The sequence below is a fragment of the Streptomyces sp. NPDC058291 genome (assembly GCF_042880855.1).
Taxonomy (GTDB): Bacteria; Actinomycetota; Actinomycetes; order Streptomycetales; family Streptomycetaceae; genus Streptomyces.
In genome coordinates this window covers 25,454-40,131 of the sequence record NZ_JBHVYK010000025.1, presented here as the reverse complement: position 1 = coordinate 40,131, position 14,678 = coordinate 25,454, and the positions used below count along the sequence as shown (strand labels likewise).

The 14,678-nt window shown below is 73.0% G+C and carries 13 protein-coding genes; 5 read left to right on the top strand and 8 right to left on the bottom strand.

What is annotated here, in order from left to right:
• The first annotated feature begins 1 nt into the window (after position 1).
• The 4 genes from ACFVYK_RS15565 to ACFVYK_RS15550 are packed head-to-tail and all read left to right on the top strand — an operon-like array spanning position 2 to position 4,343.
• On the top strand, positions 2-337 hold the full coding sequence (locus ACFVYK_RS15565; protein ID WP_389773590.1) for a chorismate mutase: 336 nt from the start codon (positions 2-4) through the stop codon (positions 335-337).
• The gene (gene pabB / locus ACFVYK_RS15560) at positions 334-2,484 is read left to right on the top strand and encodes an aminodeoxychorismate synthase component I (protein WP_389773588.1); all 2,151 of its coding nucleotides are present in this window, start codon (positions 334-336) and stop codon (positions 2,482-2,484) included. The genes ACFVYK_RS15565 and pabB overlap by 4 nt, the downstream gene beginning before the upstream one ends.
• On the top strand, positions 2,481-3,749 hold the full coding sequence (locus tag ACFVYK_RS15555) for a prephenate dehydrogenase dimerization domain-containing protein (RefSeq protein WP_389773585.1): 1,269 nt from the start codon (positions 2,481-2,483) through the stop codon (positions 3,747-3,749). Before pabB ends, ACFVYK_RS15555 begins: the two co-directional genes overlap by 4 nt.
• A 51-nt stretch (positions 3,750-3,800) precedes the next feature.
• Positions 3,801-4,343: an MOSC domain-containing protein gene (locus ACFVYK_RS15550; RefSeq protein WP_389773583.1), complete on the top strand. Its 543-nt coding sequence runs from the start codon at positions 3,801-3,803 to the stop codon at positions 4,341-4,343.
• A gap of 95 nt (positions 4,344-4,438) precedes the next feature.
• Here ACFVYK_RS15550 and ACFVYK_RS15545 read toward each other — a convergent pair whose 3' ends face one another.
• The 8 genes from ACFVYK_RS15545 to ACFVYK_RS15510 form a co-directional block, all read right to left on the bottom strand.
• Entirely contained in the window at positions 4,439-5,101 is a 663-nt protein-coding gene (locus ACFVYK_RS15545) for an NADPH-dependent F420 reductase (protein ID WP_389773581.1), read from the bottom strand.
• A gap of 216 nt (positions 5,102-5,317) precedes the next feature.
• Positions 5,318-5,530 carry an EF-hand domain-containing protein gene (locus ACFVYK_RS15540; RefSeq protein ID WP_389773580.1) on the bottom strand — a complete coding sequence of 71 codons (213 nt, stop codon included), beginning with the start codon at positions 5,528-5,530 and terminating at the stop codon, positions 5,318-5,320.
• 211 nt (positions 5,531-5,741) lie between these two features.
• On the bottom strand, positions 5,742-6,926 hold the full coding sequence (locus tag ACFVYK_RS15535) for a YncE family protein (protein ID WP_389773578.1): 1,185 nt from the start codon (positions 6,924-6,926) through the stop codon (positions 5,742-5,744).
• Positions 6,926-7,744, bottom strand: a complete 819-nt coding sequence (locus ACFVYK_RS15530) for a polysaccharide deacetylase family protein (protein WP_389773575.1) — start codon at positions 7,742-7,744, stop codon at positions 6,926-6,928. The genes ACFVYK_RS15535 and ACFVYK_RS15530 overlap by 1 nt, the downstream gene beginning before the upstream one ends.
• A 172-nt stretch (positions 7,745-7,916) precedes the next feature.
• Positions 7,917-8,420, bottom strand: a complete 504-nt coding sequence (locus ACFVYK_RS15525) for an ATP-binding protein (protein ID WP_389773573.1) — start codon at positions 8,418-8,420, stop codon at positions 7,917-7,919.
• 288 nt (positions 8,421-8,708) lie between these two features.
• A complete protein-coding gene (locus tag ACFVYK_RS15520; RefSeq protein ID WP_389773570.1) occupies positions 8,709-9,476 on the bottom strand; it encodes an enoyl-CoA hydratase/isomerase family protein in 768 nt (255 codons plus the stop codon).
• Positions 9,477-9,585: 109 nt separating this feature from the next.
• Positions 9,586-10,833 carry an Ig-like domain-containing protein gene (locus tag ACFVYK_RS15515; RefSeq protein ID WP_389773567.1) on the bottom strand — a complete coding sequence of 416 codons (1,248 nt, stop codon included), beginning with the start codon at positions 10,831-10,833 and terminating at the stop codon, positions 9,586-9,588.
• 181 nt (positions 10,834-11,014) lie between these two features.
• Entirely contained in the window at positions 11,015-12,256 is a 1,242-nt protein-coding gene (locus ACFVYK_RS15510) for an Ig-like domain-containing protein (protein WP_389773564.1), read from the bottom strand.
• A gap of 153 nt (positions 12,257-12,409) precedes the next feature.
• Between ACFVYK_RS15510 and glgX the strand changes: the two genes are divergently transcribed.
• Positions 12,410-14,644, top strand: a complete 2,235-nt coding sequence (gene glgX / locus ACFVYK_RS15505; RefSeq protein WP_389773561.1) for a glycogen debranching protein GlgX — start codon at positions 12,410-12,412, stop codon at positions 14,642-14,644.
• The last annotated feature ends 34 nt before the right edge of the window (positions 14,645-14,678 follow it).

The following is a 14,678-nucleotide window of genomic DNA, read 5'->3' as shown; positions in this document are numbered from 1 at the left end:
GATGATCACGTCTGGCGCCGTACCCGGCGAGGCCGAGGCGGCGACGGTGCTGGGCCCCCTGCGTGACCGGCTCGACGATCTGGACCGCCGGCTGCTCGGGCTCGTCGTCGAGCGGATGGAGCTCTGTCTCGACATCGCCCGGCTCAAGGCCGAGCACGGGATCCCCATGATGCAGCCCTCGCGCGTCGGGCTCGTCGTCGGCAGGGCCCGCGCCCACGCGGCCGCCCACGGCCTGCCCGAGCAGTACCTGGGCGACCTCTTCGAGCGGATCGTGGCCGAGACGTGCGCCCAGGAGGACGTGCTGATGGCGGAGCTGAAGGGAGCCGACGACCGGTGAAGGTCCTCATCATCGACAACTTCGACTCCTTCACGCTGAACATCGCGCAGTACCTGTACGAGGTGACCGGTGTGCAGCCGGTCGTGCTGCCCAACACGGCCGCCTACGACTCCCTGCCGCTCGACGAGTGCGGCGCCGTCGTCCTGTCGCCCGGCCCCGGACGGCCCTCGCGGGAAGCCGACTTCGGTGTCTGCCGCGAGGTCATCGAGCGCTGCGGACTGCCGTTGCTCGGCGTCTGCCTGGGGCACCAGGGGATCGCCGAGTTCTTCGGCGGCCGCACGACCTACGCGCCCGCCCCCGCGCACGGCGTCGTGGACACGGTCGCCCACCTGGGCACCGGCCTGTTCGCGGGACTGCCCCAGGACCTTTCGGTGGTGCGCTACCACTCGCTGGTCAGCACCGATCTGCCGGACACGCTGGAGCGCACCGCCTGGACGCGGGACGGGCTGGTCATGGCCATCGCGCACCGTTCCCGGCCGGTGTGGGGCGTGCAGTTCCATCCCGAGTCCGTCGAGTCGGCCGGCGGCCACGGCCTCCTCGCCAACTTCGTCGCGCTCGCCGCCCGCCACCACGCCGGGGACGGCGTCCCGCCCGTCGATCCCGGGGCGGTCGGCCCCGCGGCCGACGAGGCCCCGTCGGTGGCCGCGTTCCGCAGGGTGGGCGGTTCGCTGCGGCTGCGCCTGGAAGCGGAGACGTTCAGCACCCCGGACGCGCCCGCCGACTTCTTCCGCGAGCACTGCGCCGGACGTCCCCACGCCTTCTGGCTCGACTCCGAGGGCAGCGAGCACCCCGGTTCCCGCTACTCCCTGATGGGCGCCTGGGGCGAGCCGGGGGACGTCGTGCTCGGCTACGACCTGGCCGAGCGCCGCCTCACCCTGCACGGCCCCGGCCGCACCGAGGAGGTCACGGGCGACGTCTTCGCCCTGCTGGAGGAGATCGTCGACGCCGTGGAGGTCACGGCGCCCGCGGACTGGCCCCTGCCGTTCCGCGGCGGCCTGGTGGGCTGGTTCGGGTACGAGCTGAAGGCGCTCACCACCGGCGACGAGCGGCACGCCTCGCCCGAGCCGGAGTCGTGGTTCCTGCACACCCGTGCGTTCACCGTCTTCGACCATCAGCGCGGTGTCGCCCTGGCCTGCCGGCTCGTTCCCCTGGACGGCGACCGCGACGGCGGCCGGGACGCCGACGGGGGCGCCCCGGCGACGCTCGTCGCCCGGAGCGCTCCGGCGGCCGCGGCGGTTCCTCCGGCGCGCACCGCGCCCGGAGCGGAACGGCCCGCCGCCTACGCGCCGGGGCCGGTGTCCGAGCGGCTGCTGGGCCTGCGCGACGACCGGGAGACGTACCTGGCGAAGATCAAGGAGAGCCAACGCCTCATCACCGACGGCGAGAGCTACGAGACCTGTCTCACCAACAGCGCCGAACTGTCCGGCGTGGGCGCGGGACTGCCCGCGTACACCCGGATGCGCACGGTCAGCGCGGTACCCCGCGGCGCCTATCTGCGCGCCGGGGACGTCGAGGTGCTGTGCTCCTCACCCGAGACCTTCCTGCGGGTGGACGAGAGCCGCATCGTGGAGTCACGGCCCATCAAGGGCACCCGCCCGCGGGGCGCGACGCCGCAGGAGGACACGGCGCTGCGGGAGGATCTGCGGTCCTCGCGCAAGGACCGCGCCGAGAACCTGATGATCGTCGACCTGGTCCGGCACGACCTCAACGCGGTGTGCGTACCGGGCAGCGTCCACGTCCCGCAGGCCTTCGCGATCGAGAGCTACTCCTCCGTCCACCAGTTGGTGTCGACCGTCCGGGGGCGGCTGCGCCGGAACGAGTCGGCGCTCTCGGCGGTGCGCGCCTGCTTCCCGGGCGGCTCCATGACCGGCGCCCCCAAGAAGCGGACCATGGAGATCATCGACGAGCTGGAGGGCACGGCCCGCGGCGTCTACTCGGGCGCCCTGGGCTGGCTGTCGTTCTCGGGCGCGCTCGACCTGAACATCGTCATACGGACCGCGGTGGTGCGCGACGGCACGGCCCGCTTCGGCGTGGGCGGGGCGATCACCGCGCAGTCCGACCCCGACGAGGAGTACGAGGAGACCCTGGTCAAGGCGAGCGTGCCCTACTTCGGGCTGCGCGGCTGGCGGCGGGAGGACGAGGGGTGAGCATCCCGGCCGGGGACGACGCGCAGGCGCGCCGGCGGGTCGTGCTGCTGGGCGCGGCCGGCACGGTCGGCCGCTGGTACCGCGCACATCTGACGGGTGCCGGGGACACGGTGACCACCGCCGACCTGGGCGCCGGACCGGACCACGGCGGTGATGTGCGCACGCCGTCCGCGGGGCTGCGCTCGGCGGTCGCCGCGGCCGACGAGGTGGTGCTCGCGCTGCCCGAGGACGTCGCCGCGGCGTGCCTGCCCTGGCTGGCCGGGTCGGCCCGCCCGGCCACGGTGCTCGTGTCCACCTGCTCGGTCCAGCTGCCGTTGTTCGAGGCCGCGTCGGAGCACGGGCTGCGTGCCCCGCTGCGCGGTGTGAACCCGATGTTCTCCCCCACGCTGCCCTCCGCGGGTCAGTCCGTCGTGGTGATCGCCCCCGGGACCTGTCCCGGGCGGCAGGCCGACGGCGCCGCAGCCGGCGCGGATCCTCATGTGCGCCGGATGGCGGCGCGTCTGGAGGCGGGGGCCATGACGGTCTCGGTCATGGACCCGGCCGGCCACGACGCGGCGATGTCCGTGCTGCAGGCGCTGCCGCACGCCGCGGTGCTGGCGTTCGTGGACGCGCTCCTGGCCGCGCCGGTGGACGTGCCCACCCTGATGCGGATCGCGCCGCCCCCGGCCCGCACCCTGGTGGCGCTGGCCTGTCGCATCCTGGCGGCTCCGCCCGAGATCTACTGGGACATCCAGCGGGCCAACGCGCAGGGCGGCGCCCGCCGCAAGGAACTGGCGTCCTCCCTGCTGCGGCTCGACGCGCTGGTCGACGCGGACCGGGGCGAGGACTTCCGGGCCGCCCTCGCCTCGGCGGCGAGGGGCCTGGGACCGTACGCCGCCGAGGGCGCCGAGGAGTGCCGGGACCTCTTCGAGCTGATCCAGCGGCGCAGGACGACGCAGCAGGCCGCCGCGCCGTCGCCGAACGCCCCCGCCCCCGCGGCCGGGACCGGGCAGGCCGCGAAGACCGGGGAGGCCGCCGAGGCCGGGCAGGCCGGGCAGGCCGGGCAGGCCGGACAAGCCGCCGAGACCGGGCAGACCGGGGAGGCCGGACAGGCCGCCGGGACCGGGGAGGCCGGGGAGGCCGGGGAGGCCGGGGAGGCCGGGGAGGCCGCCGAAGCCCGGCAGACCGGGGAGGCCGGGCAGATCGCGAAGACCGCCGAGGCCGGGCAGGCCGCCGAGGCCGGGCAGGCCGCCGAGGCCGGGCAGGCCGGGGGCTGGCTAGGCTGACGCCACGGCCCGCGGCTCGCCGGGAGTCGCGCGCAGAGGGGAGTTTTCGGGATGAACGGGGAGGTCGGCGCCGTCAGCAGCAACGACGTGTACTCCTTCACCAAGCCCAACCGTGCGAGCGTCACGCTGATCGCCGGGTTCGGGGTGGAGGGAGACGTGCACGCGGGGGCCACGGTGAAGCACCGGTTCCGGATGAGGAAGGACCCCACGCAGCCCAATCTGCGGCAGGTTCACCTCATCCACGAGGAACTCTTCGAGGAGGTGCGCGCGGCCGGGTTCGAGGTGGCCGCCGGGCAGCTCGGGGAGAACGTGACCACGCGCGGGATCGATCTGCTGGGACTGTCGGCCGGGGCGCGGCTGCGGCTGGGCGCGCGGGCCGTGGTGGAGGTGACCGGGCTGCGCAACCCCTGCGCGCAGATCGACGCGTTCCGTCGGGGGCTGCTGAAGCAGGTCGTCGGACGCGGCCCGGACGGCCGTCCGGCGTTCCGGTCCGGGATCATGGGCGTCGTGCTGAGCGGGGGCGTGGTGCGGCCCGGGGACCCGATCACGGTCGAGCCGCCGGAGGGGCCGCACGTCCCGCTGGACATCGTCTGAGCCGGCGCCGCGGCCCGCAGGCAGCCGGACGGGCGGGGGCGGGACCGCCCCCGCCCCCGGACCGGCCGGACGAACCGGCGTCCAAACGACAGACCCTAGCCGCGGAACGCCGCCGGGCGTTCCGGGCTCGCCTCCGCGAGCGCCTTGGCGACCGCCTCGACGCCGGCCTGCAGGCCGTAGACGGGGGTGTCCGGCTGCTGCCGCCAGGAGTCGTCGATGCCGCCCGCGTCGACGGTGTCGAAGCCGAGTTCGTCGATCAGCGCGCGCACCTTCGCCTTCGCCGCCCCGTCGTCGCCGGCCACCGGCAGCGCGATCCGGCCGGGGTCGTCGGCGGGCCGGGGACGGTCCAGGATGTCCTGGGCGTAGGTGCCGTTGAAGGCCTTGATCACGGGGTGCCCGAGCTGCCCTTCGACCCAGCGGCTCTCGGTGAGCCCCTCGTCCTCGATCACCGCGATCCGGCCGTCGCGCTGCTGCGGGTAGTAGTTGTTGGTGTCGATGACGACCACACCGTCGGCCGCGCCGTCCAGCAGGCCGGACGGCAGGTCGGGGACCGCCTTCAGGGGGACCGTGACGACCACGATCTCGGCGCCGCGGGCCGCCTCCCCGACGGTGACGGGGGTCGCCCCGGTCTCCTCGGCGAGCTCCTTGAGCGTCTGCGGGCCACGGGAGTTCGCGACGGAGACGTCGTGGCCGAGCGCGGTGAGACGCCGGGTGAGGTTGCCGCCGATGTTGCCCGCGCCGATGATGCCGATCTTCATGACAGACCTTGCCTTCCGCTGTGGTCCGGAATCGATGAGCGATCCATATCAATGCACACGCATGCGTCTGGACGGCTTCAACCCCGACCCCGGCAGAACTATTCCGGTCCCGTTCGGCGCCCTGCGCACGGCGGCCGCCGGAGCGTGCGCGTCGCGCGGACGGCATGACGAAGGGGGGCGCCGCACAGAGGCGCCCCCCTTCCGGCCCGGCTCAGCTCACTTGTCGAGGTGAGCCCAGAACTCGTCGAACGACAGGACCTTGTCGCCGTTGAGGTCACGGCTCTTGATGATGGCCTCGGCCACCGGCTCCGTGACGTTCCAGTCGCCGCCCTGGGCCAGGGCGGTCTTGAACTCGGCCGCGGTGATGAAGCCGTCCCCGTCCGTGTCGATCCGCTGGAACTGCTTGCGCGCCTCTTCGATGTCGGCCACCGATCCGCCCCTCTTGACGATGCCTTGCGGTCATACGTGCTGTCTTGCTGTCCTACTGACGCAGGTCAGGTTAACGGCCCCCGCCGGCGCACGGCGCGCCGACCACCCGGGAGGCCTCCTCGCCACGGTCCGCTCGGGCCGGCCGGCCGGCGGCCGCCCCGCTCCGGCGGACGGCGGATCGCGCACGGACGCGGCGCCCCGGACGCTCGCTCTAGCGGAAGACGCCGGTGTGGCCGAGCGAGTAGCGGCCGGGCTGGGGGTAGACGGCGAGGCCGTGCGGTCCGCTGCCGACCTTGATCCGGGCGAGCTGGGCTCCGGTGCGGGCGTCGATGGCGTACACCTCGGAGTTGTACCGGCCCGACAGCCACAGGACCTTGCCGTCCGCCGAGACGCCGCCCATGTCGGGGCTGCCGCCCTGCGGGAGGCGCCACTTCTTCGTGAGCGCGTTCGCGTGGAAGTCGAAGACGGAGACGGTGCCCTCGCCCCGGTTGGACACGTACATCTCGCGGGAGTCGCGGCTGACGTACAGCCCGTGGCAGCCCTTGCCGGTGTGCAGGAACGCCGGCTTGCCGAACGTGTCCCCGTCGACGATCCACATGCCGTCGGCCATCATGTCCGCCACGTAGAAGCGCTTCCCGTCGGGCGAGACCTTGACGTCCTGCGGCATCGCGCCCTTGAAGGGCAGCTTCTGCTGGGCGACGACCTTCATCCGCGCGGTGTCGACCTTGAGCAGTTCGCCGCTGAACTCGCAGGACACGATGAAGTACCTCCCGTCGAGCGAGAAGTCGGCGTGGTTGACGCCGTAGCAGGTGACCGGTTCGGTCTTGATGCGCTTCATGGTGTGCGGATCGCGGAAGACGAGCTCGCGGTCGAGGGAGGCCATGACGACGGCGTACTTGCCGTCGGGCGTGAAGTACAGGTTGTACGGGTCGTGCACCTCGACGGACTTGCCGGTCTTCCCGGTCCTGGGGTCGATGGGGGTGAGGGTGTTCCCCCGGTCGTTGTTGACCCACAGCGTCTTCAGGTCCCAGGAGGGCACGACGTGCTGCGGCTGCCGCCCCACCCGGAGGGTCTCGATCACCTGGTACGTCTTCGGGTCGATGACGGAGACGGTGTCGGACTCGGTGTTGGGGACGTAGACCCGGGACGGGAAGTCCCGGACCACCCGGGAGAGCCGGTTCGGGCGGTCGGCGGCGTAGACGTCCTCGGGGTCCAGCACGGGCGGCATGCCGGGCAGCCCGTCCACGGCCGGCTTCTTCGCGGCCTTCTTCGCCGGGGCGGGGACCGCGGCCCGGGTGGCGCCGTCCGGGCCGTCCTTCGTCCCGGCGCCGCAGGCGGCGAGGACGGCCAGCGCCGCGCCGGCGAGCAGGGTGCGTGTGACGAGGTTCGGGTGCATCAGCCGATCAGCTCCGTGGCAGTGACCGCGCGCAGGCGGCGGCGGGCGAGTTCGTCCAGCAGGGCGGGGAGGGCGGCGACCGTGTCCGGGTAACCGAAGTGCAGGCTCACGACGGACCCGTTGCGGATCTCGCCGAGGACGTTGCGGGTGACGGCGGGGGCGCCGGGCGAGGTGAAGTCGAGGGAGTCGACGTCGTAGGAGAGGACGTGCGGGTAACCGGCGCGCCGGGCCAGCCGCTCGACGAGCGGGGAGGCGCGGGCGGCGCGCGAGGGGCGGAACCAGGCGCCGATGGACCCGGTGAGCCTGCGCAGCCGCTCGGCGCACCCCGCGATCTCGGCCGCCGCCTCGGCCTCGGACATCGCGTTGACGTCGAGGTGGCGCTGGGTGTGGTTGCCGAGGTCGTGGCCGCCGTCCAGGACGCGGCGGGCGAGGTCGGGGTGTTCGTCGAGCCAGGTCCCGACGGCCAGCACGGTGACCCGGGCGCCGTGCCGTTCGGCCTCGTCGAGCAGGGCGCGGGCGACCGCGGGCTCGCCCTGGCCGTGAAAGGTGAGCGCGACGCGGGGCCGGTCGCGGGGGCCGTGCGCGATCTGGACGGGCTGCCGGGGGAAGGCGCGTGGCGAGGGCGCGGCGGGGGGCCGGCCCGCCACCCCGGAGGGCGGGGACGCGGAGGTCGCAGGGGCGGAGGCGGGCGGCCCGGAGTCGACGGCGCCGGAGGAGGCCCCGGGGGGCGAGCACGCGGCCGCAAACGCACCTGCGGCGACGAGCCCGGCGCCCGCCCGCAACGCGGAACGACGGTCGGATGTGGTCACCCACCCCATTTAAGGGGCGATATCCCCCAATTCGGGCCATTGACGCAGCGGGCCGCCCAGCGCCTTACCCGTTCCTTGCCTGCGCCCGCCGGCTTCCCGCCCGCCCGACCGCTCCCCGTCGGCGGCTCGCCGCGCCCGCGCCGGATCCGCGGCGGAGGCGCGCCCGTCCTCCGCGGCCGTCCTACCGGTCGGCGACCCGCATCTCGAACCAGGTCGTCTTTCCCCGGGGCAGCAGGTCGACGCCCCAGCGGTCGGACAGCTTGTCCACGAGGAACAGGCCCCGGCCGCTGACGTCCAGTTCCTGGACCGGCATCAGACACGGCAGGCCCCGGGAGGGGTCGCGGACCTCGACGCGGATCCAGCCGCGCCGTCGCCGCATCCGCAGGCCGAAGAAGCGGGCGCCGGTGTGCCGCACCGCGTTGCCGACGAGTTCGGAGACGAGCAGGACCGCGTCCTCCGTCATCCTGGCGGTCAGTCCCCACTGGCGCAGGACGACCACCTGGGCCAGTCGGCGGGCGGTGGCGGCGGACTCGGGACGGGACGGCAGCGAGACCTCGCCCTCCGTGGGGTTCCCGAACAACTCCAGCGCCTTGAGCGCCCGTTCGTCCTCGACCGCAGGCGACCAGCGCGCCGCGGTCGCACGGCTCTGTCCCCGCGGCTGTTCGATGCCCTCCAGCCCCGCCATGCCCCCATCATGGCCGCCCGCCGATCCCGCCGGGGCCGTTCCGCCGGAATACGCCCCCCGGCCGAGAGCCCTCCGGGCCAACCGATCGGCATATGCCAAAGGCAGAAAGGACACCGCCGGACCCGCGCCGACCTGCGAGGACGCCTCACCCGCGGACAAGCGTCGCCCTCCCTCGACAAGACAGTCTCAAGGCTCCCTTAAGGTGCCCATAAACCGCCCCATCGAGGGACACGGATGAGACGTCTCGTCAAGAGCAAGCGATTCCGGCCAGCCGTAAAGAGACGTCACTCACAGGAATTTGGCCTTGCCCGGGCCCTCCTCGACGAAGCTGCGCATCCCGATCTCACGGTCGGCGGTCGCGAAGAGACCCGCGAACCAGTTGCGTTCGACCGCCAGCCCCGTCTCGATGTCCGTCTCCAGACCGGTGTCGATCGACTCCTTGGCGGCGCGCAGCGCGATCGCCGGGCCCTGCGCCAGCCTGGCGGCCCAGGCGTGCGCCTCGGTGTACACGTCGGCGGCCGGGACGATCCGGTCCACCAGGCCGAGGGCCAGCGCCTCGTCGGCCTTCACCATGCGGCCGGTGAAGATCAGGTCCTTCGCCTTCGAGGGGCCGATCAGCCGGGCGAGCCGCTGGGTGCCGCCCGCGCCGGGGATCAGCCCGAGCTGGATCTCCGGCTGGCCCAGCTTCGCGTTGTCCCCGGCGATCCGGAAGTCCGCGCACAGCGCCAGCTCGCAGCCGCCGCCCAGCGCGTACCCGGTGACGGCCGCCACGACCGGCTTGGGAATGCGGGCCACGGCGGTGAAGGCGTCCTGCAGCGCGCGGGCGCGCAGGATCATCGCGGTGTGGTCCATCGCCTGCATCTCCTTGATGTCCGCGCCCGCCGCGAACACCTTCGCGCCGCCGTACAGGACGACCGCGCGGACGTCGTCACGACGGGCGGCCTCCTCGGCGAGCTCCTTGAGCCGGTCCTGGGTGGCCACGTCCAGCGCGTTCATGGGCGGGCGTTCGAGGCGGAGTGTGCCGACGCCTTCGGCGACTTCGAGATTCACGGTCATGCCAGCAGGTTAACCACCACTAACGCCGACGGGCCCGGTGCCGTGGGTCACAGCACCGGGCCCGTCGGGGAGAACGCCGCCTCGCGCGGCCCTTCTCCCGGCCTGCGTCCTACTTCTTCCACTCCGCCCAGGGGATGTTCCAGCCGTTGAGGCCGTTGGCCGGGTCGACGGTCGGGTCGGTGGAGTTCTTCACGACCACCACGTCGCCGACCATCGAGTGGTCGAAGAACCACGCGGCCGCGACGGAGCTGTCGTAGCCGCCGCGCACGTCGCGCAGGCCTATGCAGCCGTGGCTGGCGTTGTAGTTGCCGAAGGCGTCACCGCCCCAGTAGTTGCCGTGCACGAAGGTGCCGGAGCCGGTCAGGCGGATGGCGTGCGGGACGTCCTTGATGTCGTACTCGCCGTCGTAGCCGACCGTGTCGCCGTTCATCCTGGTCACGGTGAACTTCTCGCTCATGACCATCTGGCCGTTCCAGGTCGCGTAGCCGGGCTTGCCGGTGGTGACCGGGATGGTCTTGACGACCTTGCCCTCCTGCGTGACCTTCATCGTGTGCTTCTTGGCGTCCACCACGGACACCTGGTCGCGGCCGATGGTGAAGGAGACGGTCTTGGACTGCTTGCCGTAGACGCCCTTGCGGCCCTCGACGCCGTCCAGGTTCATCTCGACCGTCACCTTGGTGCCGGCCTTCCAGTACTTCTCGGGACGGAAGTCGAGGCGGTCGTTGCCGAACCAGTGGCCCTCGACCTCGACGGCCGGCACGGTCGTGACCTTGATGGCCTTCTCGACGTCGTCCGGCTTGGTGATGCCGCGCGTGAAGTCGACCGAGAACGGCATGCCGACGCCGACGGTCGAGCCGTCCTCGGGCGTGAAGTTGCCGATGAAGGTGTTCTGCGGGCTCAGCGTGGTGAAGGACGAGTCCTCGGCGGCCGTGCGGCCCGCGGAGTCCTTGGCGACCGCGTGCACCTGGTAGGCGGTGGACGCGGCCAGGTGGGTGGCGGGCGTCCAGCCCGCGCCGTCGGCCGAGATCGTGCCGTCGATCTTCTTGCCCTTGGCGTCCTTGACGGTCACCTCGGTCAGCTTGCCCTTGGCCGCGGTGACCTTCAGGGCGCCGCTGGTGTCGACGCCCTTGGCGCCGGTCTTCGGGGCGATGGTGACGACCGCCTCCGACTGCTTGCTCTCCGCGGCGGCCGTGGCGCCCTTGTCGCCGCCGGCCTTCCCGTCGGATCCGGCGCCGTCGCCGCCCCCGCCGCACGCCGTGACGGCGAGCAGCATCCCGCCGGCGATCAGCGCCAGCCGCCTGTGGCGGCCGCCTGGGCGCCCCCCAACCGACGCCCCCGGTATCGGTCGCACGTTCAAGTCGTTCTCCCCACTCCCCCGGGCCCTCCCCGGGCCGCACAGCGACGCGTCCCCCGCGTTCGCCGCATATTAACCACAAGGTCAGCGGCCTGGACGGGCCGAAAATGTCACCGTTCAGTCCCAACTTGGACCATGGGACGGCGGGGAAGGTTGCACCCGGAGGGCGGGGACTTTCCGCGGGTCAGTCCACGGAGGCCGCCGTCCACTCCTTCCAGGTCATGTTCCAGCCGCTGAGACCGTTGTCGGGGGCGACCTGCTTGTCCTTGCTGTGGACGACCTCGATGACATCCCCGATCAGGCTGCGGTCGAAGAACCAGCCCGCGGGCGTGTCCGAGGCGCCGCCCTTGACGTCACGGAGGCCGACGCAGCCGTGGCTGACGTTGGCGCGGCCGAAGACGTCGTCCGCCCAGTAGTTGCCGTGCAGGAAGGTGCCGGAACTGGTCAGGCGCATGGCGTGCGGCACGTCCGGGATGTCGTACTCGCCCTTGCCGTTCGCCTTCTTGAAGCCGACCGTGGCGCCGTTCATCCGGGTCAGCTCCAGCATCTCGCTCACCACCATCTTGCCGTTGTACGTGGTGTTCTTCGGCGCCCCGGCCGTGATCGGCACGGTGGCCAGCAGCTCGCCGTCGCGCCGCACCTGCATGGTGTGCCGTGCCGCGTCCACCAGGGACACCTGGCTGCGGCCGACGGTGAACGAGAACGACTTCTTCTGCAACCCGTAGACGCCGGACGCCCCTTCGACGTCGCGCAGGGCGAGCGCGACCGTGACCCGGGTGCCGGGCTTCCAGTACTCCTCGGGGCGGAAGTCGAGCCGGGCGCCGCCGAACCAGTGGGGCCGGACCTCCACCGGCGGCTGCGCCGTGACCCGCACGGCGCGCTCGACGGCCGCCCGGTCCTCGATCTCGCGGTTGAACTCCAGCGAGACGATCATGCCGGTGCCGACCGTGGAGCGGTCCTCGGGGGTGACGTAGCCGATGAACCGCTTCTCGGGGACGTACGTCGTGAACGTGGTGTGCCGGGCCGAACGGTCGCCGTCGCCGTCCAGGGCGACGACGTCCACGGTGTAGCGGGCCGCGAGGCCCAGCCGGTCGTCGTCCGGCCGCCAGCTCAGGCCGTCCGCGGCGATCCTGCCCTTCACCTCCGTCTCCTCGGCGTCCTGCGACCGGACGACCCTCACCGACTCGAGCCGCCCGTCGGGCACCCGCACCCGCAGGCCCGCCCCGGGCCGCACGCCCTTGGCGCCGTCCTGCGGGGTGACGCGGATGACGTCCTCGGGGGCCGGCGGTTTGCCGAGCATCCGGTCGAGTCCGCTCCGGCTGTCGCCGCCGGTGCAGCCGGCGGCCCCGGCCAGTAGTCCTGCCCATGTCAGTACGGCGGCCAGTGCGACCCCCGCGCGCCGTGCGCGCCCATGTACGTGCCTCACGACGTGCCCAACGACCGGGCAGGCCCCGGGGAAACGTGAGTGCGAGGGCCGCTCTGGGCAGGAATGGGGGGAGGACGACACGACGGGGAGCCGCGGCCGGGACACCGCGCGCTCTTTTCCCACGCCGTCCCACGAGCCGCGGGAGGCTGAACGGTGTCCAGCGCAGCCGAGCAGGAGGCGGTGGCGGCCCAGCGCGCCACGCCGGCCATCGTCGTGAACGGTGCGCCGCGCAAGGTGCCGGGCCCACCCGTGTGGCCGGGTGCGTCGACGCCCCTGGGCGCCCGGTTCAGGGTCGGCCCCGACGGGGTCGCGGGCACGAACTTCGCCCTGTGGGCGGGCGGGGCGGAGGCGGTCGACCTGTGCCTGTTCGACGAGGCCGGTCGGGAGACCCGCGCCCGCCTCACCGAACTCACCCACGAGATCTGGCACGGCTTCGTGCCCGGGATCATGCCGGGCCAGCGGTACGGCTACCGGGTGCACGGCCGCTGGGACCCGTGGACCGGCGGCCGCTGGAACCCGGCGAAGCTGCTCCTGGACCCCTACGCCCGGGCGGTGGACGGCGAGTTCGCGCTGCCCGCGGAGGTCTACGGGCACGTCCGCGACTGGCCCCAGCAGCAGGTCGCCGACACCGTGCGCGACGAACGCGACTCCGCGCCCCACGTCCCCAAGGGCGTCGTCGTGCACGACGACGACGACTGGGCCGACGACCGCCGCCCGAAGACCCCCTGGGCGGACTCGGTGATCTACGAGCTCCACGTGCGCGGCTTCACCCGGCTGCACCCGGAGATCCCCGAGGAACTGCGCGGCACCTACGCCGGGCTGGCCCACCCGGCGGCCGTGGACCACCTGGTGAGGCTGGGCGTGACGGCAGTGGAGCTGCTGCCCGTCCACCAGTTCGCGCACGAGGACCATCTGCTGCGCCGCGGCCTGAAGAACTACTGGGGCTACAACTCGATCGGCTACTTCGCCCCGCACGCCGCCTACTCGGCCGCCGGGACGACGGGGCAGCAGGTCGGCGAGTTCAAGCGGATGGTGCGCGCGCTGCACGCGGCCGGGATCGAGGTGATCCTCGACGTCGTCTACAACCACACGGCCGAGGCCGGCGAGCTCGGCCCTACCCTGTCGCTGAAGGGCATCGACAACCGCGGGTACTACCGCCTGCAGTCCGACGCCCGGCGCTACGCCGACTACACCGGCTGCGGGAACACCCTGCACGTGGTCCAACCGCACGTGCTGCGGCTCATCACCGACTCCCTGCGCTACTGGGTGACGGAGATGGGCGTCGACGGCTTCCGCTTCGACCTGGCCGCGGCGCTGGCCCGCTCCATGCACGACGTCGACATGCTGTCCCCGTTCCTGGCGGTGATCGCGCAGGATCCGGTGCTGCGCCGGGTGAAGCTCATCGCGGAGCCGTGGGACGTGGGCTCGGGCGGCTACCAGGTGGGCGCCTTCCCGCCGCTGTGGACGGAGTGGAACGACCGATACCGCGACACCGTGCGCGACTTCTGGCGGCACGCGCTGCCCGACGTGCGGGAGATGGGCTACCGGCTGTCGGGGTCGAGCGACCTGTACGCCTGGGGCGGCCGGCGGCCGTACGCGTCGGTCAACTTCGTGACCGCGCACGACGGCTTCACCCTGCGCGACCTGGTGTCCTACGAGCGCAAGCACAACGAGGCCAACGGCGAGGGCAACCGGGACGGCACGAACGACAACCGCTCCTGGAACGGCGGCGCCGAGGGCCCGACGGCCGACGAGCGCGTGACGGCGCTGCGGCGGCGGCAGTTGCGCAACCTGCTCACGACGCTGCTGCTGTCGACGGGCGTGCCGATGCTGGTCGCGGGCGACGAGTTCGGGCGCACCCAGCGGGGCAACAACAACGCCTACTGCCAGGACAACGAGATCAGCTGGGTGGACTGGGGGCTGCTGGAGGACCCGGGCTGGCGGGCCCTGTTCGATCTCACCTCCCGGCTGATCGCGCTGCGCCACCGTCACCCGGTGCTGCGCCGCCGCGCCTTCTTCTCCGGCCGGGCGCACTCGGCGGACGGGCTGCGGGACCTGGCGTGGTTCACGCAGCGGGGCTCGGAGATGACGGAGGGGGACTGGTACGCGCCCGCGGCGACCCTGGGGATGTACCTGTCGGGGCGGGACATCCCCGGCCGGGACGAGCGGGGCGCCCAGATCGCCGACGACAGCTTCCTCGCCGTCCTGCACGCCGGGCACCGGCCGGTGGACTTCGTGCTGCCGGGGCCGCCCTGGGCGGAGCGGTACGAGGTGGTCGTCGACACCTCCCGCGAGGAACAGGAGGAGGCGCCGGGGGTGACGCTGCCCGCGGGGGCGGCGGTGACGGTGCCGGGGCGGGCGGTGCTGCTGCTGCGGGTGGCGGGCTGAGGCGCGCCGACCGGCACGGGACCCGGGGCGGCCA